Below are 19,667 nucleotides of genomic sequence, written 5' to 3'. Positions count from 1 at the left end.
GGGTCTCCGTTTCGTGGTCACTTGGCGCACATCGCGTGGTCGATGACGCGGTTGGCCGCGTTGTCGATGTCGCCGCTCTGCTGGGTCGCCGAGACCGTCACGCGGCGGGTGCCGTCGGTGCTGACGCCGTCGCGGGTGGTGAAGCCCAGGACGTCGCCGCCGTGGCTCCAGTAGCCGCCGCCGCAGGTCAGCTTCATCCAGGCCAGGCCGAGGCCGTATCGGGAGCCGTTCCAGTAGCCGTCCTCGAAGTTGGTGGGGACGGTGGTCTGCATCTGCGCCAGTTGGGCGGGGGGCAGCAGCCTGCCGCCGAGCAGGTCGCCGAGGAAGGTGTTCACGTCCGCCGCGGTGCTGATCAACTCGCCCGCGGCGGGGCCCCAGGACATGTTCATGGAGGTGACGTCCACCGGTTCGGGGCGATCCGGGAACGCCATGTAGGCCTGTGCGTGTGGGCGGGGCAGGTGCGGGTCTTGGTCGGGCAGTGTGGTCTCGCGCAGGCCTAATGGGCGGATGATGCGGTTGGTGATCTCACGTCGCCAGTCGCCGTCGGTCGCCTTGTCGATGACCATGCCCAGCAGCACGTATCCGGTGTTGGAGTAGGACCAGCCGGTGCCCGGTTCGAAAAGCGGCTTGTGCCGCATGGCCATCGCGATGAGTTGCTCGGATGTCCGGTGTTCGAAGCGCTGCCGTTCGAACTCCGCGGCGGAGCCGAGGAAGGCGTTGAACTCCTCGGCGCGGAGGTGGTCGAAGAGGCCGCTGGTGTGCTGGAGAAGCTGTCGCAGGGTGATTCGGCTGCCGTCGTTGCCGTTGCCGCGGACCACGCCGGGCAGCCACGTCTCCACGGTGTCGTCCAAGTCGAGTTTGTCCTCGGCGGCGAGTTGCAGGACGACGGTGGCGGTCAGGGCCTTGGTGAAGCTGCCCGCGCGGAAGTGCGCGTTGTGCGGCATCTTGCGGTCGGTGCCGCGTTCGGCGACGCCCGCGCGGGCACGCCGGGTGCCGTGCCGGTCGTCGATCCTGGCCAGCACGCCCGGTGAGCCCGCCTTGACCACCTCGTTGACGTCCCGCTGGAATTCGCTCGCGGGCTCTGCGGCGGCGACGGTGCCGAGCAGCGAGGTGCTCAGGGTCGCGGCGACGAGCGCGGCGGTCAGCCGCGTTCGCGTTGTTCGCATCTGGTCCCCCAGTTCTGTGGTCGGTGCCGCCAACGCTGCCCGTCCGGGCGTCCGGCGGCGATGGAGTGATCTCCCCGAAGCGAGCGGTCGTTTTCCCACCCCGGAAGTGGTGCTGGCACTACCGCCGATCAGCGTTGGGCGGACGAGAATGGGGGCATGGGGGAGAACGTGTCGCGGCTGGCGGGCTCGCTGCGCGGGGGTCTCGCGGCGGCGGGCGGCGCCCTGCGCATGTACTGCTTCGCGCTGGTGGTGAGCGGTCTGGTGCCGGTGCTCGCGGTGGCGCTGCTGCTGGCGCACTGCGGGGTCACGGCCCGGCCGGTTCGCGGCCTGCTCGGTCTTGCCGCGAAGCTGGTGAGTGGGCAGCGGCTGTGGGCGAGCCGGGTGCTGGGCCATCCCGTGCGGGCGCCGGCAGCCAGCGGCGGGCTGGGCGTACGCGAGCTGCTCTGGTTTCCGGCGCATGCCGCGTTCGGGGTGGGCATGGCGATCTCGCTGGCGGTGACCTGGTTCAGCGCCTACGCCTGTCTCACCATGCCGATCTACTACTTCGCGCTCGATCCGAAGTACATGAACTACGGCATCGTGATCAGCTCTTGGCCGGTGGCGTTCGCGTTCGTACCTGCGGGTGCGTTGATGGCCACTCTGGCCTGGCAGGCGACCGTGCGGTCGCCGCTGTTCGCGGCGCGGCTCGCGGAGCGCCTGCTGGGTGAGGCAGCTGACTTGCGGCTGTCCGCTCGGGTCGCGGAGCTGACCGCCTCGCGGGCGGCGGCGGTGGACGCGCAGGCGGCGGAGTTGCGCAGGATCGAGCGCGATCTGCATGACGGGGCGCAGGTGAAGCTGGTGTCGCTGGCCATGAACCTGGGCTTGGCCGCCGAACTGCTGGAGCGGCGTCCCGATCAGGCGCGGGAGCTTGTGCTGGAGTCGCGCGACGCGGCGCGGCAGGCGTTGGGCGAGTTGCGGGAGCTGATCCACGGCATCCATCCGCCGGTCCTGTCCGACCGGGGCCTGGTCGGCGCGTTGGAGGCGCTCGCGCTGGACACGCCGATCCCCGTGCACACCGGGCTGACGCTGTCCGGGCGGGCCTCGGCGCCGGTGGAGTCCGCGGTGTACTTCGCGGTATCCGAGCTGCTCACCAACGTGATCAAGCACAGCGGGGCGGAGCGGGCGTGGATCAGCCTGCGGCACAACGCGGGCACGCTGCGGGTGATGGTGGGCGACGACGGGCGCGGCGGTGCCTGCGAACGAGGCGGGAGCGGGCTGCGTGGAATTCGGCAGCGGCTGGCGGCCTTCGACGGCACCCTGGCGCTGACCAGTCCGGTCGGCGGCGGAACAACAGCGATCTTGGAGATACCGTGCGAGTTGTCGTTGCCGAAGACTCCGTCCTGCTCCGGGACGGACTGATCCGGCTGCTGGAGGCACACGGCTTCAGCGTGGTCGACGCCGTCGGGACTGGGCCGCTGTTGCTGGACGCGTTGCTGCGGCTGCGCCCCGAGGTCGCGGTGGTGGATGTGCGGCTGCCGCCGACGCAGACCGATGAGGGATTGCGGGCGGCGATCGAGGCCCGCAAGGCGGTGCCCAATCTGCCGGTGTTGGTGCTCTCGCAGTACGTGGAGCAGCTTTATGCCCGCGAGCTGCTCTCCGACCGGGGCGGCGGAGTCGGGTATCTGCTCAAGGACCGTGTCGCCGACGTCGCGGAGTTCGTGGACGCCGTGCGCAGGGTGGCAGGCGGCGGCACGGCGATGGACCCGCAGGTGATCTCCAGGCTGCTGGCCAAACATGGTGGTCAGAACCCCGTCGGCACCCTGACACCGCGCGAGCGAGAGGTGCTGGGGTTAATGGCGGAGGGCCGCTCCAACAACGCCATCGCGGGAGCCCTCTTCGTCACAGAGAAGGCGGTCAGCAAGCACATCACCGGCATCTTCGACAAGCTCGGGCTGCCGCCCTCGGAGGACGACAACCGCCGGGTGCTCGCGGTGTTGGCCTACCTCAATGATGGGACGACCAGCCAAGCGGGCGGATGACCATCGGCTTGGGCAGGTTGGTCGGCAGGCCACAGCGCTGGTCGGGCGCCTCCGGGTGAACGCGCGACGATGGCGGGCCGAGCGCCAAGACCATGCGCAGCGTCCAGAGGGCGCACGCGTGGTATTTCCACAACAGAAGTCGCGGTTGGAAGATGCTGATGTCGGGGTCGATGACCGTGCGGTAGGCGGTGGCGTCTTCCTCGCCGCGAATGATCAGAACGTCGATGCAGTCGGAATGGCGAAAGGTAGCGGCGACGATGTCGGGGAAATCCCGAGGCCCGAAGATGAATAGCGTCCAGTTTCGAAGTCGAAGCTCGGCCAGGAGATCCTCCAGGCCGAGCTTGGTCACCGGGCGAGACATAGCGAGCACGCCGTACAGCGGCAGTCAGTCGAGACCTTCCCCTTGGAAAGGGCAAACAGCCGGGCTGCCTGACCGCACGCGGAGCGCACCCAACTGGCCCCGAGATCGGACACCAGCCACGCGGGATACGCATGAGCGGTCTCTTCCTCGGCACAGGTCCGCCATTCATATTCTCCAGCCATAAATGAGACGGTATGACTGAATATTCAATTCAGGGTAGGACAGGAAGTCCTACTTGCATCGCTCAAATAGGTGAGAGTTGTATGTCCAATCGCTGCGACAGGTCGAGTAGAGCCGACCGGTTCGCCCATCCGCGCGAATTCTCGGCCAACTCGATGAGCACGAGTTTCGGCAGCGTCTGGTGCCGCGTCCACGCGGGCGCAACCCGCTCCAGGGTGAGCAAGACGTCAAGGGCCTGCTGATAGTGGCCTAGGCGTGCGTGCGCATAAGCACGGTCCGCAAAGTGCCGAGCACGACTGGCCAGCGGTAGCGCGACATCTCTTGGCATCTCTCGGGCAGCATCGAGTGCGGCTGGGAAGTTTTCCGTGACAACATGCACGTCTACCGACTGCATGATCACCTGAGCTGGACCGAAGGCCGACTCGTAGTCGTTGCGATCATGCCCGAGACGCTCCGCGACTTCGGCGGCCAATCGCATGAGGTTCCACGCCTCATCCACACGGCGAGCCCTTCCTGCCGCTGTTGCAGCGGTCAGAAGCAGATTCCCAAAGACCGAAAGCTGCTCAGGAGGCATCTCACCGCTGTGGTCAACGGTCTCGGCCGCGTGAGTCGCCAACCGCATCGACTCGTCGTATCGGCCTTGAGTAAGCAACTGCCAAGCGACCGAAGAACGAAGTGCCGCGTTCAGCAATGCATCATTGCCTCGCTCGGAGGTCTGGAGCGCCATGCGGATTGCCAGGAAGGCCGTATCCGACTGTCCCAAGTGGACAAGTGAGCAAGCGGCTACCCAGTAGAGACGAGCTATGAGTTCATGTGCGGTGCCGCGCTCACTTGAGCTTGCGGCGTGCACTGTTGCTTTCAACGCAGAGATGGCGGATGGCAACAAGGCGCCAAGAGAGTCGTAGTCGCCGTTCCAATAGGCACCCCACGCGTAGGCGACCGTTCTCCTCGCCTCAGCCATCGACAGAGCTTCGCCACGAACCTCGCCGAGCAGGTCGTCAACGGAAGTCAGCTCGCGCCGAAGTGCCACGATGCCTTCTGCCGGGTCACCTGATGGCATCTGGACGCCTTTGGCCAGTAGCAGCGAGGTGTCCACATCCAATGCTCGGGCGATCTTATGCAGTGTGCCGATCGAGGTCGTAAGCCGCTGGTTCTGTTCCAGTTTTCGGATCACGTCGACACTCACACCCGCAGCGGTGGCGAGTTCCTGCTGCGTCATGAGCTTGCCGCGAAATCTCCGAATGCGGTCACCGATCGTGGTTTCAGTGGCTGCCATCGGAACACCTTCCGTTTCGGCTGTGACACCAAAGGTACGCGTGCAGTCCGACACCTAAAAGAGAATGGCCCCGCAGGCAAGCTGCCTGCGGGGCCATCAACACTCTTGATCAGGCGCCGAGGCGGAGCCTCAGAGCCTCCAGCTCATCTCGCATGGAGGTGGGGAGCTTGTCGCCGATCTTGTCGAACCACTCCTCGATCAGCGGAAGCTCGGCCTTCCACTCCTCGGGGTCGACCTGCAACGCAGCCTCGATGTCCGCAAGGTCATCGGTCAGGCCGGACACGTCCAGCTGATCAATCGTGGGGACGTGGCCGATGGCGGTCTCCACAGCGGCAGCCTTGCCTTCGATGCGCTCGATGATCCACTTCAGGACGCGGCTGTTCTCGCCGAATCCGGGCCACAGGAAGCGCTTGTCCTCGCCCCGGCGGAACCAGTTCACGTAGAAGATCTTCGGCAGCTTGGTGGCGTCGGCCTCCTTGCCGATGCCGACCCAGTGGTTGAAGTAGTCGCCCGCGTGATAGCCGATGAACGGCAGCATGGCCATCGGGTCGCGGCGCACGTCGCCGACCTTGCCGGTCGCCGCCGCCGTCTTCTCCGAGGACAGGGTGGCGCCCATGAACACGCCGTGCTGCCAGTCGCGGGACTCCGTCACCAGCGGGATCGTGGTGGCGCGGCGGCCACCGAACAGGATCGCCGAGATCGGGACGCCCTTGGGGTCCTCCCACTCCGGGGCCAGCACCGGACACTGCGCCATCGGCGTGCAGTAGCGCGAGTTGGCGTGCGAGCTCAGCTCACCGGACTCGGGAGTCCAGTCCTGCTTCTTCCAGGAGGTCAGGTGCTGCGGGTCGCCCTCCATGCCCTCCCACCAGATGTCCCCGTCATCTGTCAGCGCGACGTTGGTGAAGACCGAGTTGCCCCGGTCCAGGGTGCGCATGGCGTTGGGGTTGGTCTTCCAGTTGGTGCCGGGCGCGACACCGAAGAAGCCGTACTCGGGGTTGACCGCGTACAGGCGGCCGTCCTCGCCGAAGCGCATCCAGGCGATGTCATCGCCCAGGGTCTCGACCCTCCAGCCGGGGATGGTCGGCTCAAGCATGGCGAGGTTGGTCTTGCCGCAGGCACTCGGGAAGGCCGCGGCGACGTAGTAGACCTTGTTCTCCGGGGAGATCAGCTTGAGGATCAGCATGTGCTCGGCGAGCCAGCCCTCGTCGCGCGCCATCACCGAGGCGATGCGCAGCGAGTAGCACTTCTTGCCGAGCAGGGCGTTGCCGCCGTAGCCGGAGCCGTAGCTCCAGATCATGCGCTCCTCGGGGAAGTGCACGATGTACTTGGTCTCGTTGCACGGCCACGGCACGTCTTCCTGATCGACCTCCAGCGGAGCGCCGATGGAGTGCAGGGCGGGCACGAAGTCCGCGTCGTCGCCGAACAGGGCCAGCGCCTTGGAACCCATCCGCGTCATCACGCGCATCGACACCACGACGTACTCGGAGTCGGTGATCTCCACACCGAGCATGGGCTTCTCCGCGTCCAGCGGACCCATGCAGAACGGAATCACGTACATGGTGCGACCACGCATGCAGCCCCGGTAGAGCTCCGTCATGATCGCTTTCATCTCGTCCGGGTGCATCCAGTTGTTCGTCGGCCCGGCGTCAGCGGCATCCGCCGAGCAGATGAACGTCCGTTCCTCGACCCGCGCCACGTCATTGGGGTCGGAGGCACACCAGAACGAGTTCTGTTTCTTCTCCAAGCGGGTGAACGTGCCCGCTTCCACGAGTTTGTCCGTGAGTCGGGTCCATTCCTCATCTGAACCGTCGACCCACACGACCTCGTCGGGGGTGGTCAACTCGGCTACCTCACGCACCCAGGACAGGAGGCGCCCATGCGTGGTTGGTGCCGTGTCGAGACCGGGGATGGTCAAAGTTGTCATCACGTCTCGTCTCCTGACTGGGCGCCGCTGCCCGTACCGAACGCTCTGCCGGAAAGGCGAAGACCGCCGCCCGGCGGAAATGCTCCGCCCCGCCCGGGCGACGGGCCTGGCCTTGTAAAGGGGATGTAGCGAGGCTAGTCGCACGGATACCCGCTCCCCCAACCCGAAGCTGTCGGCTCCCTCACAAAAACGATTAGGGAATCGATTCAGAACCCGTTTACCAACGGCAGACGGGTGAATGGACAACAGCTAAACGAAGTACCTGAGTGATCTTCCTTACCTGATCACAAGCACTGGCATAACGGCTGGTGGCAGGTGGTCTAGACAACCTGTGCGGCGTGACCCGCAGCACCCGGGGTGAAACCCCGCCGCAGCGCCGATATTTTACGAAATTAACAAAGCGACATTGCTTACAACGCGCAGAGTGACGACGCTCGAATCAGCCCCATTGGCGCCCGGTGTCCGATCGGTGATCGTCGACCGCGTTATTGGGAGCGTCGTCGACCCATGTTCCGGTGGCCGGATCAATTCGCACCGGTGTGGTCGGCGACGCGGCCTGGATACCTTGGATATCACCGTCCCGCCACGCGTCATCGCCCGCCACATTCGCGGCCGAGGTCTCGTAGCTGCCGTCGTCCCCGATGCGGCCGTGCTCCACCTGAGTCCACTGGCCCGGCCCGGTGTGCTTGGAGACGGTGACCTCGCCATCGGCGCTGATCTCGGTGGCGATATCGGCGGTGCCGTCGCCGTCGACGTCGGTGTAGAGCACGGCGCCACCGTCCTGACCTCGCACGATGGCGGTGTCCGGTCGCCCGTCGCCATCGGTGTCCTCGGTCGGGGCCCCGACCTGCCGGGCGCCCTCCGCGGTGTCGACCCGCATCGCGCCGCCGGTGTGCCGGACCGTCTCGCCCTCGACGCCCGTCGGCTGCCCCGGCTCCACCAGCACCCACTCGCCGACGGCCTCGTCGAAGCGGGCCTGGCTGACGACCTCGCCGCGCTCGTTGAGCTCGACCATCACATCGGCGTCGCCGTCGTGGTCGGTGTCGGAGAAGGCCAGGTAGCCGCCGTCGGTCTCGACCATCGCGGTCTCGTCCACGCCGTCGTGGTCGGAGTCGGTGTTGGCCTCGGCGGTGTACTCCTCGCCTGCCACGGTCACCTTGACGTCGCCGTCGCTGCCCGCGTTCTCGTCCACGTACATCGCAAGCCCCTATCCAGCATCGGCAACTGCCTGCGCCTAGGACTCACGGTAGGCCTGTTTGGTTCCGCCCTTCAAACGACCGAGGGCACGCCCACCTGTTCGGTGGCGGTCACCGGCGGTCGCGAAGCTCGCGAATCCGGCCGAGCAGGTGCTCGCAGCGGCGGCGACCCGCCTCGACCTCGGCGAGGCGTTTGGCGTTGAGTGCGAGTTCGCGGTTGCGTTCGGCCTGGTCCAGGCGCAGCGCCCGGTCCACCTCGCGAAGCTCGTCCTCGATCGCGGCGATCCGGCGGGACATCGCCTCGTCCAAGGCGAGCGAGAGCTGCTGTTCTGCCTCGATCAACTGCTCGGCCACCAGCTGATCGAGAGTGGAGCGCGCGTCGGCAATGGCATCGCTGAGCCACTGCTTCAGGTGCTGTTTGTCGGCACTGTTCTTGCGCGTTTTTGCCATCCACCAGCCAGCGCCGAGGCCGAGCGCGATGGTCACCGGCAGCACGACGGGGTTGAGCACCCCGATGCTCAGGCCCGCCAGCGGCATCGCGGCCAGCCTGCCGACGCCAAGGCCCCCTGACACGCCCATGAACACCAGCAGCTTGTCCTCGGCGCTGGGCGGGCGCTTCTCCGGCGGGCGGAACGCGAGGATCGGCGTGCCGGACCGCACGCACTGTGCCCTGATCAAGGAGAGCTCGTCGACGGTGAACAGCTCGGCCAGCACTGTGTCGGTGAGCGTGGCGATGCGTTCGTTCAGCGACCCGCTCACCCGGCCGGACACCACCTGCAACGCCGTGTCCACCAGTTGCGGCAACACGGCCAGCCCGGCGCGGTCGGCGGCGTCGATCCGACCCCGGAACCAGGTCTGGAGCTCGCGGATCTGGCCGCTCACCTCGTGGGTCACCGCGACCCGCGCCCGCTGCACCTCGCCACGCAGCCTCAGCTGCCAGCCCCTGGTGGACGAGCGGCGCTGCGCGGCCAGTTCCTCACGCCGTTCCCGAAGCGCGTCCGCCTCCTGCTCGCCGCCCGCCAGCCCGCGGCCCAGCGCGGTGAGCCGGACGCTCTGCCGGTCCAGCTCGGAGCTCAGCGCCCGCAGCCCGTTGGCCTCGGTGAGCATGGCGGCGCGGCCCGCGACGAGTTCGCACAGCGCGGTTTGCAGTTCCGCGACGCCGGACTGCGTTCTCAGCAGCGCCGCCTGCTCGGCAGGCACGGTCGCGGCCAGTTCGGCCAATCGCGCCGACACCGCGAAGAAGCGGGCATCGGCGAACCGCGGCGCGTGCTCGGCGAGCAGCGACCGGTCCGCGGCGAGCATCTCGCGCCAGCCCCGGTGGCGGTCGGTCTTGGTGAGCGCGAAGACGACCGTCTCGACCCGCTCCGACACGGTGCGCAGGAACCGCAGCTCGCCTTCGGTGAAGGGCGCGGAGGCGTCCACCACGAACAGCAGGGCGGTGGCCGATGCCGCCGCCTCGGCCGCGAGTTCGCCGTGTGCCGCATCGAGTCCGCCGACGCCGGGGGTGTCCACCAGGGTCAGCCGTTCCAGCAGCGGGACCGGCGCGGTGAGCTCCACGTACCGCGGCGGCAGCACGCCCTCCGGCAGCTCCTCGAGCCCGACCCAGCGGCGCAGGTCCTCCGCGGGGAAGGACACCGCGGGCGTGTCGCCGGGGTAGCGGGCCTGTGCCGTGAGCCGGTCACCGTGGGACAGCACGAGGTAGCAGCCGGTCGCCGTCTCGGCGTCCACAGGGGACAGTCCCGGCATCGCGATGAGCGCGTTCACCAGCGAGCTCTTGCCGCGGTTGGTCTCTCCGACCACCACCACGGTGGGCATCGGTGCCTCCGCGCCGAGCGCCGGGATCGCCGCCGGGTCGAGGTCGGCGAGCAGCTCGGTGAGCTCCGCTCTGGCCTGGCGGACCTGTTGGGGCAGGGTGACCGCGGGCAGGCTCATGCGCCGCTCCCGGCTCGAAGCTGCTGCCACAGCAGGAAATACGCGCGGTGCACGACGTAGGCGATCCTGCTCTGCGCGGGAGTCGCACCGAAAGACGAGAAGGACCGCCACCAGCCCGCGCGCTCCAGCGCGTAGGCGATGAGCTCGGCGCGCGGCCTGCCCGTCATGCCCAGCCGGTCGGCGGGGTCCGTGCCGCTTTCCAACTGGATCACCTCCTCCGCGAGGCCCGCGGGCAGTTCGACCGCGCCGGAGCTGATCGCGGTCAGCGCCTCCAGCAGCCGAAGCTGGTGCGCTTCCGGTTTGGCCAACAGTGCCTCGATGCCGTCACGCACCCTGGCCCGCTCCACCGGGCGGTCCACGGTCGCGGCCAGGGCAGCCAGGGAAGCGAGCGCGGCGGCGGCCTTGATGCCGTCGGCGCGGCGGCGGAAGACGGCGTCGACCCTGGCGCGCACCGGGTTCAGCCCGGACGCGTCGAACAACACGGTGCGCAGCGCGCCCGCGGTGAGCTGCGGGTCGGCCTCGATCGCGGCCAGCGCGCGCTCGATGCCGTATAGGTCAAGGCGTTCCAGCAGCCGCGTCCGCACCGGCACCGGGATGTCGCACTCCCAGCCGGTGAACAGGTCCGCGGAGAGCAGCATGGTCTTGCGTGCCGCCTCGTCCAGCGCGGCGAGCCGGTGCAGCGCTTCGGCATCGGCGGCGGTGAACTCGCCGCTCTCGGTGGTCTCGGCGAGCAGCCCGATCATCGGCAGCACCGCGGCGACCCGCGGTCCCAGCGCGGCGGCCTGCCGCTTGGCGAGCAGCTCGGCGGCGCGCAGCACATCGCCGTCGGAGCCGGTGACCGACTCGGGCGGGATGGTGTCGGCCTTGTTGAGCACCGCGACGGCGTTCACCGGACCCGCCTCCCGGTGCGCGGTGGCGGCGCCGAACGCGGCCAGCACCTCGTGATCGTCGCGCCGGACGGTCTGGGTCACCACGTACAGCACAGCCTCCGCGCCGGTGAGCGCGCTGCGGGACACCTCGTCCAGCAGTTCGGCGGTGCGGCCCGCCGATTCGGTGTCCAGGGAGCCGAGGCCGGGGGTATCGATCACGGTCAGATCGCGCAGCACGTCGTTGGTCAGGTAGGCCTCCAGGTGGGAGACCGCGGCCAGATCGGTGCCCAGGTCCGCCGGGATGGTGCCGGCGGGTCCGAAGGGCAGCGCCTGCCGCGAACCGTCGGTGCGCACCACCTCCACCCGATCCACCGTGCCGTACTGGAAACGGGTGACCAGGCGGGTGCACTCGCCGATGTCGGTCGGCGCCACCCTGCGCCCGATCAGGGCGTTGACCACAGTGGACTTGCCGGACTTGATGCGGCCCGCCACGGCCACCTGAAGCGGGGAGCGCAGGCGGTCCAGCACGGCGGTGAACCCGCCGCGCAACGCCGGGTCGGCGTGGTTCACCAGGTGAAGACACAGCTCGGCCACCGCGGCCGACAGCGGGCCCGGCCACCTCTGCTGCGTCATGGCGCAATCTTCCCGTGCGCCCCGCTACTCGACAAAGCGACACGAGGTTTGCTGCCGAACGGCGGCGGGAATCCCCCGGTGGGCAGGTCTAGGCACCTTGTCATGCGTGCCAAGAGAGGGTGAGTCGGAGTGGGTGACAACGGCTTTCTGACATTTCTCCTATTCGGCGTGATACTCGTGGTCCTGGACGGGCAGCTGATCATGGCCAGCGGGCGGGCCTATCTGCGCGAGGTCTACTACGACCGCGAGGCGGCCAACGGCGTGAACCGGCTCGTGGGCGTGCTCTTCCACCTCGTCGGGCTCGGCGTCGTCGCCCTGATCTCAGGCTGGGACATCGACGCGGGCACCGCGGCGCAGACCATCGTGGCGCAGATCGGCATTCTGCTGCTCGTCTTGGCGGCGATTCACGCCGCGACGATGGTCGTGCTGAGCAAGATCCGGCGCAAGCACCGGGAGCAGCAGCTTCAGGAGGAGCTCACGCACCAGTACGAGCACGCGGTGCACGACGACGAGCCCTCGCCAGGGCTGAGCAGCGCCAAGGAGGGCCGGGTGCCCACCCAGATCACGACGGACCAGAACCCCGTCGGTCCCGGCGGCGACACCCGGCGCAACCCCATCCGCTGATTCGACACCGTCCACGGCGGGCGTCCGGACATCGGGCGCCCGCCGTTTCACGTCCGCATCCGACCTGCGTATGACCCGAAATCGCCCTGCGGGCTGACGGCTCACCTGGGACTTCGGTCCTACGCTTTCCCGGTGCGGAGGTTGAGCCTGTTCCTGCGACGGCACCCGGTGATCGGCGATTCGCTGCTCGCCGCGTTCATCGCGTTGTTCGACCTGCCGTTCCTGGTCGCGGAGACCGGCGACGGGCGGACCTCCGACGCCGCGCTCTGGGCCGTCGCTCTATTGCTGGTCCTGCCGCTGACGATCCGCCGCGGGCACATCACCTTCGCCGCCTACGTGGTGCTGGCGGGCGGCTTCCTCCAGCTGTTCACACACCAGAGCCAGGAGGTGGCGCGGCCCGCCGACTTCGCGCTGGCGATCATGCTCTACTCGCTGGTCGTCTACACCAACCGCCGCACCGCGGCGCTGTACGTTGGCTGGCTGGCGCTGGGCACCACCGGCTGGCTGTTCTGGCGGGTCATCCCCGAGAACCGCGCCATCGTGCTCGGGCCGATCATGATCTTCGCGTTGGCCTGGGTGCTCGGCGAGTTCGTCGGCGCCCGCCGCGCCTACCAGCTCGAACAGGAACGCCGCCTGCGGATGCTCGAGTTCGAGCGGGACCAGCAGGCCAAGATCGCGATCGGTGAGGAGCGGGCCAGGATCGCCCGCGAACTGCACGATGTGGTGGCGCACGCGGTCAGCGTGATGGTGGTGCAGGCCGACGGCGCGACGTTCGCCATCGACCGGCAGCCCGAGCTGACCAGGCAGGCACTGGGCAATATCTCCGACACCGGGCGGCAGGCGCTGATCGAGTTGCGCAGGCTGCTGGGGGTGCTGCGCAACGAGCGCGAGGGCACCGAACGCTCCCCGCAGCCGACCGCGGTGGAGCTGTCCCAACTGGTGGAGAAGATGCGGCAGGTCGGGCTGCCGGTGACACTGCGGCTCGACGGTGACCTCCAGTCCCTGCCGACCGGTGTCGGCCTTGGCCTGTTCCGCATCGTGCAGGAGGCGCTGACCAACACGCTCAAGCACGCCGGGCCAGGGGCGGCAGCCACCGTCACGGTGCGCCGCTTCGAGGCCCACGTCGAGGTCGACGTCACCGACGACGGCCACGGCACGCCGTCCGCCGGGCTGGCCTCCGGCGGCAACGGGCTGATCGGCATGCGGGAACGGGCCGCGGTGTTCAACGGGCACCTGTCCGCGGGGCCGCGGGTCAACGGCGGCTGGCGGGTGCACGCCGAGTTGCCGCTGAACGTGCCGCCGCCGTCGGCGGTGGAGGTGTCCGGCACGGGCTAGGCGTGTCGGTCGCCGCCGACCCTGCGGCCTTCTAGGCTGACGCGCATGGTGCGGGTGCTGCTAGTCGACGACCAGGAGCTCATGCGGATGGGCTTTCGCATGGTGCTCGGCGCCCAGGATGACCTGGAGGTCGTCGGCGAGGCCGGTGACGGCAAGACCGCGATCGAGATGGCGGCCGAGTTGCGGCCCGATGTGGTGCTGATGGACGTCCGGATGCCGGTGCTCGACGGTGTGGAGGCCACCAAGCACATCGTGGAGGCCGGTTCGGCGAAGGTGCTCGTCATGACCACCTTCGACCTCGACGAGTACGCGCTCAGCGCGCTCCGCAACGGCGCCTCCGGCTTCATGCTCAAGGACACCCCGCCGGGCGACCTGGTCTCCGCGGTGCGCGCGGTGGCCAGCGGCGACGCGGTCGTGTCGCCGAGCGTGACCCGGCGCCTGCTGTCCCGCTTCCTCGGCTCTCCCGGCGCCGCCGAACTTCGCGACGTCAAGGTGCTCGACGTGCTCACCGAGCGGGAGCGCGAGGTGCTGGTGCTCATCGCGAAGGGCCTGTCCAACACCGAGATCGCCGGGAAGCTCTTCCTCTCCGAGGCCACCGTCAAAACCCACGTCGGGCGCATCCTGTCCAAGCTGAACCTGCGGGACCGGGTGCAGGCCGTGGTGCTGGCCTACGAGACCGGGCTGGTGTCGCCGGGCGAGCAGTGAGCCCCGATCGCGTCGACGCCTTAGGGTGGGATCGATGCAGGCAGAACAGATCGCACCGTGGCGACCCCGGCTGGTGGCACTGGACATCGACGAGACCCTGGCAATGCCGGAACGCCCGGTTTCGGAGGCGGTGAAGGTCGCCGTCCGCCGGACCGTGGCCGCGGGCGCGACAGTGGTGATCGCGACCGGTCGCTCCGCCCTCGGCGCCGTTCCCGTGGTGAAGGAGCTTGGGCTTTCCGCCGGGGTGGCGCTGTGCTCCAACGGCGCGGTGCGGATGGACCTCGCCACCGGCGAGGTGACCACCCAGCACGCCTTCGACGCGGGCCCGGCACTGCGGACCTTGAGCGAGGTGCTGCCCGGCGCGGTGTTCGCCACCGAACGGCCCGGCCTGGGTCACCTGGTCACCGCGGAGGTCGGCGACTACGGCCTCACCGGTGACCTGCGCATCGTGGACCGCGAGGACCTGGTGGCCACTCCGTCGCCGCGGCTGATCGTGTGGTGGCCGCATGGCAGCGTGCACGCCATGGCCGAGCGCATCCACGGTGTGCTGCTGCCTGGTGCGCGGTGGGTGATCGACCACGCGCTGCCCTGGCTGACCGTGCTGCCCACGGGGGTGTCCAAGGGCTCGGCGCTGGAGGCGCTGCGGGCGCGGCTGGGCATCCCGGTGGCCGACACGCTGGCCATCGGCGACAGCTACAACGATGTGGAGATGCTGTCCTGGGCGGGTCACTCGGTGGCCATGGGTCAGGCTCCTGACGAGGTAAAACAGGTCGCCAGGGAGGTCACGGACACCATCCATGCCGACGGCGTGGCCACCGTGCTGAACCGCTACTTCGGCTAGTCGGCGACGCCGACCTTCGCCACGATGCGCTCCGGCCGCAGCCACACGACCAGCTCACCGGGGACCCCGTTGCGCGCCCCGTACTCCTCGGCGCGGTCGGCACCCATGTAGCGGGCGGCGATCCGGGCGCCCCAGTACCGCAGCGTCTCGGGGTCCTCCTCGGTCCTTGTCGAGCCTGTCACCGTGACGAAGTGGAACGGTGGGCGCTCGTCGTCGAAGCAGAGCGCGGCCCGGCCGTCGCGCAGGATCGAGCGGCCCTTCACCGTGCTCCGGCCGGTCATGAACACCACCTCGTCGCCGTCGAGGTCCACCCACACCGGCGCCACATGTGGTGAGCCGTCCTTGCGGACCACGGCGAGCTTGCCGGTGCGAGCGGGCCGCGCGGTGATGAACTCCCGCCACCAGCCTTCGGGTGCCTCCGTGTAAGTCACGCGGCCACCGTAGCCAAGGCAGGTAAACCACGCAGAGGGGACGGGAACCCCGAAGCGGGCTGGGGCGTTCCCGGAGTGAGCGGGCTCGCGATTGCCGGGGTCACGCTCCGGGTACTCACCGATGTCGCAGGCGCTGAACTGCGGCAATGTCCTACCTGAGTTCGACAGTGGACGCGACTTCAGCATGACGCGCTTGCGCTGTCGCTGCGTCAGGGTGATGGCATGCCGGTCGGGGGACCGGCAAGACCAGCGAGGGGGAACCGCCGTCCCGCCTTCGGGGGGCGGGACGGCGGTCTCGTGGCAGAACATCGAGCAGGGAGAAGACATGATCGAGGCGGTAGGCCTCACCAAGCGCTACGGGCCGACCGTGGCAGTGAACGATCTGTCGTTCACCGTGAAACCGGGCAGGGTCACCGGGTTTCTCGGGCCGAACGGCGCGGGCAAGTCCACCACCATGCGGATGATCCTGGGCCTTGACCGGCCCACTGCGGGCCGGGTGCTGATCGACGGCCACCCGTACCGGGAGCTGAAGCAGCCGCTGCGCCAGGTCGGTGCGCTGCTGGACGCCAAGTGGGTGCACCCCAACCGGTCCGCGCGGGCACATCTGGCCTGGCTGGCCCGCTCCAACAAACTTCCCAAGACCCGCATCGACGAGGTGCTCGACATCGTCGGCCTGACCTCGGTCGCGAACAAGAACGCGGGCGGCTTCTCGCTGGGCATGTCCCAGCGGCTGGGTATCGCCGCCGCCATGCTGGGCGACCCGAGGATCCTGCTCTTCGACGAGCCGGTCAACGGCCTCGACCCCGAGGGCATCCACTGGATCCGCCAGCTCATGCATCGGCTGGCCGACGAGGGCCGCACGGTGCTCGTCTCCAGCCACCTGCTCTCGGAGATGGCGCTGACCGCCCAGGACCTGATCGTCATCGGCAGGGGCAAGCTCATCGCGCAGTGCACCACCACCGAGTTCGTGGAGAGCGCCACCGAGGCACACGTGCTGGTGCGCTCGCCGCAGCTTGAGCTGCTCAAGCGGGTGCTGCTGGCGCAGGACGCCAGGATCGAGGAGCCGGACCCGGAGACGCTGCTGGTGCACGGCGTGGAGAGCGCCAAGATCGGTGAACTGGCCGCCAAGGAGGGCGTCGTGCTGCACGAACTCGCCCCGCAGCGCGGCTCGCTGGAGCAGGCGTTCATGCAGATCACCGGCGACTCCGTGGAGTACCACGCGCACGACGCGGAGACGCCGAACGGAAAGCACGCTCTCGACGAGAGCCTCGTCAAGGCAGGGAAGTGATCGTCATGACGCTGCTCGCGGTCGAACGCATCAAGCTCGCCTCCACCCGCTCGCCATGGTGGTGCTCCGGCGCCGCGCTCGTGCTCACCATCGGCTTCGCCGCTTTCCTCGCCGCCGTCACCGAGGGCGAGCCGATGACCGTCTCGATGACGCAGTTCGGCTACACCTTCGGGCTGTACGTGATCCTGGTGTTCGCCGCGCTCGCGGTGACCACCGAGTACCGCTTCAACACCATGAAGGTGACGTTCCTGGCCAACCCAAGCCGCACCAAGGTGCTGCTGGCCAAGACCGCCGTTGTCGCGGTGCTCGCGGGCATCATCGGCCTGCTGTCCGCCTTCGGCTCGCTCGGCATCGTCGAGCTGATCAACCCGGCGTCGCCGCTGGCGCTGGAGACCTCGCAGGACTGGCGCAACGTCGCGGGCATCAGCGCGGTGTACGCGCTCACCGCCGTGCTGGCCATCGCGGTCGGCGCGTTGATCCGGCAGACCGCGGGCGCGATCTCGCTGCTGCTGATCTGGGCGCTGGTGCTCGAAGGCCTGGTGTCGCTGCTGCCGAAGGTCGGCGATGACATCCAGGGCTGGATGCCGTTCACCGCCGCCAACCACTTCATCACGGCGGGCAGCAGGACAGCGGGCGACCAGAACGGGCCGCCGGTGGTCGAGATGCCCTACGGACCGTGGGGGGCGCTCGCCTATTTCGCCGCGGTGTGCATCGGCATGCTGGTGATCTCGATCGTGGTCACCAACCGCCGGGACGCCTGAGTCTCACCTTCGGCGCCGCGTCAACGGACACCTGAGGGTGATCCGAGGACGCGGCGCCGTCGTGTCTGTTCCGGGATCGAGGGCCGCACCACGAGCACCGGGCAATGCGCGTGCTTGACGCACTGTTCGGCCGTAGGACCCAGCGCCGACCCACCGAGACCGCTGCGGCCCCGGTAGCCCACCACCAGCAGGTCGGCCCCGCCGGAGGCCTGGATCAGCGCCCTGGTCGGCGAGGTGTGCACGATGCGGATGTCGACATCGTGTTCCTCGCCCAGCTCTCCCGCGATCAGCTCCCTGGTCTGCTGCTCCAGCCAGGCGGCGTAGTCGCTCAGGCTGGGAATGGCGCCCGGCGGGCAGCCCGGGGGTCTGGACACCGTGCGCAGCGACCACGCCCGCACCACATGCAACTTCTTCCCACGCAGCCTGGCCTCGTCGGCGGCGAACCGGAGGGTCCGCTGCGAACTGGCCGAGCCGTCCAACCCGACGGCAACACCTCCGTCGAGCTTCACGTGTTCCACCACCTGCTCTCCCATGTGTCCAGGGAAGCGCGACCGGTGGCTGTTGTCCAGATCACAGCGTGATCAGTCCCTTTTTCGGGTAATTCGTGGCGTGCAGGTTAAAGAGCGTAGACATTGTGTTAATGGGCAGTGAGCCCAATCACAAGTCTGGGACATTTGCCTGGTCCAGGCCGTGCGATCTGGGTGAGCACACAATTTTTCGCTGCCTTGGTGATGAGAGGTGAGCGGTGAAGACCGGACTCGAATTGACGCCTTCGGTAACGCCGATGCTTGGTCTGCAGTGGGCCGAGGCCCTGGAGAGCCTGCCCGTCCAGCGGCCACCGAGATCCCCCGCCGTCGCCAGAACCGCCTGGATTCACCGCGCTCCCGAGCACGAGGTCCTCGGGCTGTACCGCCGGGTCTCCCGTTACCAGCGCCCACCGGCGCCGTGGTGGCTGCGCGCCCTGGCCAACGCCGACCTCCCGTCGCGAGCCGCGGGCTTCGAGCTTGAGGACCGGGTGCACGAGGTGCTCTCCGCCCGACCGGGCTGGATCTTCGTGCCGTGGGCCGATGAGGGCGAGAGCGGGTACTGGGAGTTCGAGCCCAGCGACCGCCTCGGCCGCACTCCCACCACGGTCGTGGTCACCGATCGGCACCCGGGCAGGTTGGACGTCATCCCGGCGCACATGCATAGCCCGCGAGTCCTGCCGACCTCGGTGGATGCGTTGGTGACGGTTCTGGAGTCCTTCGACACGGTGCACACCCCGCACGCCGCCTGACGCGAGCAGGGCGCCTGCCTGCGTCGATCGGCCGCTAAGGGACACTGGAGGGCGTGAGTTCTCCGATCGGCGACACCGGTTTCCTGCCCAGCCACTTCCGGCGCGTGGTCAGCTACGTCCAGCGTGGCGAACGCATGACCAGCGGCCAGCAGCGGGCCTGGGACCAGTACTGGCCCACCCTGGGCCGCACTGTCGGCGAACTCGACGGCCCGCTGGACTTCGACGCCTGGTTCGGGCGCACCGCCCCGGTGATCCTGGAGATCGGCTCCGGAATGGGCGATGCCACCGCGGCGCTCGCGGCGGCCGCACCGGAGTCCAACTACGTCGCGGTGGAGGTCTACAAACCGGGCCACGGCCAACTGCTGCTGCATGCCGAGCGGCTGGGGGTGGACAACCTGCGACTGCTGCGCGGGGACGCCATCACGCTGCTGGAGGAGCATGTGCCCGCGGACTCGCTGGCGGGCATCCGCATCTACTTCCCGGACCCGTGGCCGAAGAACCGCCACCACAAGCGGCGACTGGTGCAGCCGCCGTTCATCGCCTTGGCGGCCTCCCGACTGGCGCCGGGGGCGGTGCTGCACCTGGCGACGGACTGGACGCACTACGCCGACCAGATGATGGCGGTCTGCGCCGCGGAACCGACGCTGCGCAACCGCTTCCCGGCCGAACCGGGCGGCTGGGCACCGCGTCCGGAGTGGCGGCCGATCACCAAGTTCGAACGCCGCGCGCGGGAGGAAGGCCGCGAGGTGCGGGACGTGATGTTCGAACGAATGTGAAACATTCCTACCCGTTTGCAGGCTCAAGTTTCGGCTGTCGACCGCAACGACTACCTCGAGTGAATTGCTCACTCA

The 19,667-nt window shown here is 68.6% G+C and carries 19 protein-coding genes; 10 read left to right on the top strand and 9 right to left on the bottom strand.

What is annotated here, in order from left to right:
• Positions 1-17: 17 nt before the first annotated feature.
• Positions 18-1,166 carry a serine hydrolase domain-containing protein gene (locus ACU6XJ_RS11015; RefSeq protein WP_476309360.1) on the bottom strand — a complete coding sequence of 383 codons (1,149 nt, stop codon included), beginning with the start codon at positions 1,164-1,166 and terminating at the stop codon, positions 18-20.
• A gap of 156 nt (positions 1,167-1,322) precedes the next feature.
• Here ACU6XJ_RS11015 and ACU6XJ_RS11010 point away from each other — a divergent pair, with 156 nt between their 5' ends.
• Complete coding sequence (locus ACU6XJ_RS11010) at positions 1,323-2,564, top strand: sensor histidine kinase (RefSeq protein ID WP_476309356.1); 1,242 nt, start codon at positions 1,323-1,325, stop codon at positions 2,562-2,564.
• Positions 2,516-3,184, top strand: a complete 669-nt coding sequence (locus tag ACU6XJ_RS11005) for a response regulator transcription factor (RefSeq protein ID WP_476309354.1) — start codon at positions 2,516-2,518, stop codon at positions 3,182-3,184. Before ACU6XJ_RS11010 ends, ACU6XJ_RS11005 begins: the two co-directional genes overlap by 49 nt.
• On the opposite strand, the gene ACU6XJ_RS11000 is transcribed toward ACU6XJ_RS11005, so the two are convergent.
• From ACU6XJ_RS11000 to ACU6XJ_RS10975, 6 genes are all read right to left on the bottom strand, one after another.
• Entirely contained in the window at positions 3,150-3,533 is a 384-nt protein-coding gene (locus ACU6XJ_RS11000; protein ID WP_476309351.1) for a hypothetical protein, read from the bottom strand. The genes ACU6XJ_RS11005 and ACU6XJ_RS11000 overlap by 35 nt on opposite strands.
• 256 nt (positions 3,534-3,789) lie before the next feature.
• On the bottom strand, positions 3,790-5,001 hold the full coding sequence (locus ACU6XJ_RS10995; RefSeq protein ID WP_476309349.1) for a helix-turn-helix domain-containing protein: 1,212 nt from the start codon (positions 4,999-5,001) through the stop codon (positions 3,790-3,792).
• A 109-nt stretch (positions 5,002-5,110) separates the two neighbouring features.
• Complete coding sequence (locus ACU6XJ_RS10990) at positions 5,111-6,925, bottom strand: phosphoenolpyruvate carboxykinase (GTP) (RefSeq protein ID WP_476309347.1); 1,815 nt, start codon at positions 6,923-6,925, stop codon at positions 5,111-5,113.
• Between the two features lie 439 nt (positions 6,926-7,364).
• Entirely contained in the window at positions 7,365-8,123 is a 759-nt protein-coding gene (locus ACU6XJ_RS10985; RefSeq protein WP_476309344.1) for a DUF6802 family protein, read from the bottom strand.
• A 109-nt stretch (positions 8,124-8,232) separates the two neighbouring features.
• Positions 8,233-10,053: a dynamin family protein gene (locus tag ACU6XJ_RS10980; RefSeq protein ID WP_476309341.1), complete on the bottom strand. Its 1,821-nt coding sequence runs from the start codon at positions 10,051-10,053 to the stop codon at positions 8,233-8,235.
• Positions 10,050-11,555: a dynamin family protein gene (locus ACU6XJ_RS10975; protein WP_476309338.1), complete on the bottom strand. Its 1,506-nt coding sequence runs from the start codon at positions 11,553-11,555 to the stop codon at positions 10,050-10,052. Before ACU6XJ_RS10975 ends, ACU6XJ_RS10980 begins: the two co-directional genes overlap by 4 nt.
• A 168-nt stretch (positions 11,556-11,723) precedes the next feature.
• On the opposite strand from ACU6XJ_RS10975, the gene ACU6XJ_RS10970 reads away from it, so the two are divergent.
• The 4 genes from ACU6XJ_RS10970 to ACU6XJ_RS10955 all read left to right on the top strand — a co-directional run bounded on the left by ACU6XJ_RS10970 (position 11,724) and on the right by ACU6XJ_RS10955 (position 15,060).
• On the top strand, positions 11,724-12,179 hold the full coding sequence (locus ACU6XJ_RS10970) for a hypothetical protein (protein ID WP_476309337.1): 456 nt from the start codon (positions 11,724-11,726) through the stop codon (positions 12,177-12,179).
• 132 nt (positions 12,180-12,311) lie between these two features.
• Entirely contained in the window at positions 12,312-13,514 is a 1,203-nt protein-coding gene (locus tag ACU6XJ_RS10965; protein ID WP_476309335.1) for a sensor histidine kinase, read from the top strand.
• A 45-nt stretch (positions 13,515-13,559) separates the two neighbouring features.
• On the top strand, positions 13,560-14,219 hold the full coding sequence (locus ACU6XJ_RS10960) for a response regulator (RefSeq protein ID WP_476309333.1): 660 nt from the start codon (positions 13,560-13,562) through the stop codon (positions 14,217-14,219).
• Positions 14,220-14,253: 34 nt separating this feature from the next.
• Positions 14,254-15,060, top strand: coding sequence for an HAD family hydrolase (locus tag ACU6XJ_RS10955; protein ID WP_476309331.1), 807 nt, complete (start codon positions 14,254-14,256; stop codon positions 15,058-15,060).
• Here ACU6XJ_RS10955 and ACU6XJ_RS10950 read toward each other — a convergent pair.
• On the bottom strand, positions 15,057-15,491 hold the full coding sequence (locus tag ACU6XJ_RS10950; protein WP_476309328.1) for a PPOX class F420-dependent oxidoreductase: 435 nt from the start codon (positions 15,489-15,491) through the stop codon (positions 15,057-15,059). The genes ACU6XJ_RS10955 and ACU6XJ_RS10950 overlap by 4 nt on opposite strands.
• Positions 15,492-15,816: 325 nt before the next feature.
• Between ACU6XJ_RS10950 and ACU6XJ_RS10945 the strand changes: the two genes are divergently transcribed.
• Together ACU6XJ_RS10945 and ACU6XJ_RS10940 are read left to right on the top strand one after the other, a co-directional pair.
• Positions 15,817-16,779, top strand: coding sequence for an ABC transporter ATP-binding protein (locus ACU6XJ_RS10945; RefSeq protein ID WP_476309325.1), 963 nt, complete (start codon positions 15,817-15,819; stop codon positions 16,777-16,779).
• Between the two features lie 5 nt (positions 16,780-16,784).
• Positions 16,785-17,540, top strand: coding sequence for a hypothetical protein (locus tag ACU6XJ_RS10940; RefSeq protein ID WP_476309323.1), 756 nt, complete (start codon positions 16,785-16,787; stop codon positions 17,538-17,540).
• A 20-nt stretch (positions 17,541-17,560) separates the two neighbouring features.
• On the opposite strand, the gene ACU6XJ_RS10935 is transcribed toward ACU6XJ_RS10940, so the two are convergent.
• Positions 17,561-18,073 carry a universal stress protein gene (locus ACU6XJ_RS10935; RefSeq protein ID WP_476309320.1) on the bottom strand — a complete coding sequence of 171 codons (513 nt, stop codon included), beginning with the start codon at positions 18,071-18,073 and terminating at the stop codon, positions 17,561-17,563.
• Positions 18,074-18,324: 251 nt separating this feature from the next.
• Between ACU6XJ_RS10935 and ACU6XJ_RS10930 the strand changes: the two genes are divergently transcribed.
• Together ACU6XJ_RS10930 and trmB are read left to right on the top strand one after the other, a co-directional pair.
• The gene (locus ACU6XJ_RS10930) at positions 18,325-18,816 is read left to right on the top strand and encodes a hypothetical protein (RefSeq protein WP_476309318.1); all 492 of its coding nucleotides are present in this window, start codon (positions 18,325-18,327) and stop codon (positions 18,814-18,816) included.
• Positions 18,817-18,950: 134 nt separating this feature from the next.
• Complete coding sequence (gene trmB, locus ACU6XJ_RS10925; RefSeq protein ID WP_476313930.1) at positions 18,951-19,592, top strand: tRNA (guanosine(46)-N7)-methyltransferase TrmB; 642 nt, start codon at positions 18,951-18,953, stop codon at positions 19,590-19,592.
• The last annotated feature ends 75 nt before the right edge of the window (positions 19,593-19,667 follow it).

The sequence above is a fragment of the Actinorectispora metalli genome, from assembly GCF_056323685.1.
Note: the sequence above shows the minus strand (reverse complement) of the source record. Positions and strands in the feature narration are given on the sequence as shown.

Bases quoted from the DNA above. Each gene is read 5' to 3' on its own strand.
- ACU6XJ_RS10975 (WP_476309338.1), bottom strand. From the start codon at position 11,555: ATGACGCAGCAGAGGTGGCCGGGCCCGCTGTCGGCCGCGGTGGCCGAG.
- ACU6XJ_RS10985 (WP_476309344.1), bottom strand. From the start codon at position 8,123: ATGTACGTGGACGAGAACGCGGGCAGCGACGGCGACGTCAAGGTGACC.
- ACU6XJ_RS10980 (WP_476309341.1), bottom strand. From the start codon at position 10,053: ATGAGCCTGCCCGCGGTCACCCTGCCCCAACAGGTCCGCCAGGCCAGA.
- ACU6XJ_RS10935 (WP_476309320.1), bottom strand. From the start codon at position 18,073: ATGGGAGAGCAGGTGGTGGAACACGTGAAGCTCGACGGAGGTGTTGCC.
- ACU6XJ_RS10955 (WP_476309331.1), top strand. From the start codon at position 14,254: ATGCAGGCAGAACAGATCGCACCGTGGCGACCCCGGCTGGTGGCACTG.
- ACU6XJ_RS11010 (WP_476309356.1), top strand. From the start codon at position 1,323: ATGGGGGAGAACGTGTCGCGGCTGGCGGGCTCGCTGCGCGGGGGTCTC.
- ACU6XJ_RS10940 (WP_476309323.1), top strand. From the start codon at position 16,785: ATGACGCTGCTCGCGGTCGAACGCATCAAGCTCGCCTCCACCCGCTCG.
- ACU6XJ_RS11015 (WP_476309360.1), bottom strand. From the start codon at position 1,166: ATGCGAACAACGCGAACGCGGCTGACCGCCGCGCTCGTCGCCGCGACC.
- ACU6XJ_RS10990 (WP_476309347.1), bottom strand. From the start codon at position 6,925: ATGACAACTTTGACCATCCCCGGTCTCGACACGGCACCAACCACGCAT.
- ACU6XJ_RS10995 (WP_476309349.1), bottom strand. From the start codon at position 5,001: ATGGCAGCCACTGAAACCACGATCGGTGACCGCATTCGGAGATTTCGC.
- trmB (WP_476313930.1), top strand. From the start codon at position 18,951: ATGACCAGCGGCCAGCAGCGGGCCTGGGACCAGTACTGGCCCACCCTG.
- ACU6XJ_RS10945 (WP_476309325.1), top strand. From the start codon at position 15,817: ATGATCGAGGCGGTAGGCCTCACCAAGCGCTACGGGCCGACCGTGGCA.
- ACU6XJ_RS10930 (WP_476309318.1), top strand. From the start codon at position 18,325: ATGCTTGGTCTGCAGTGGGCCGAGGCCCTGGAGAGCCTGCCCGTCCAG.
- ACU6XJ_RS10960 (WP_476309333.1), top strand. From the start codon at position 13,560: ATGGTGCGGGTGCTGCTAGTCGACGACCAGGAGCTCATGCGGATGGGC.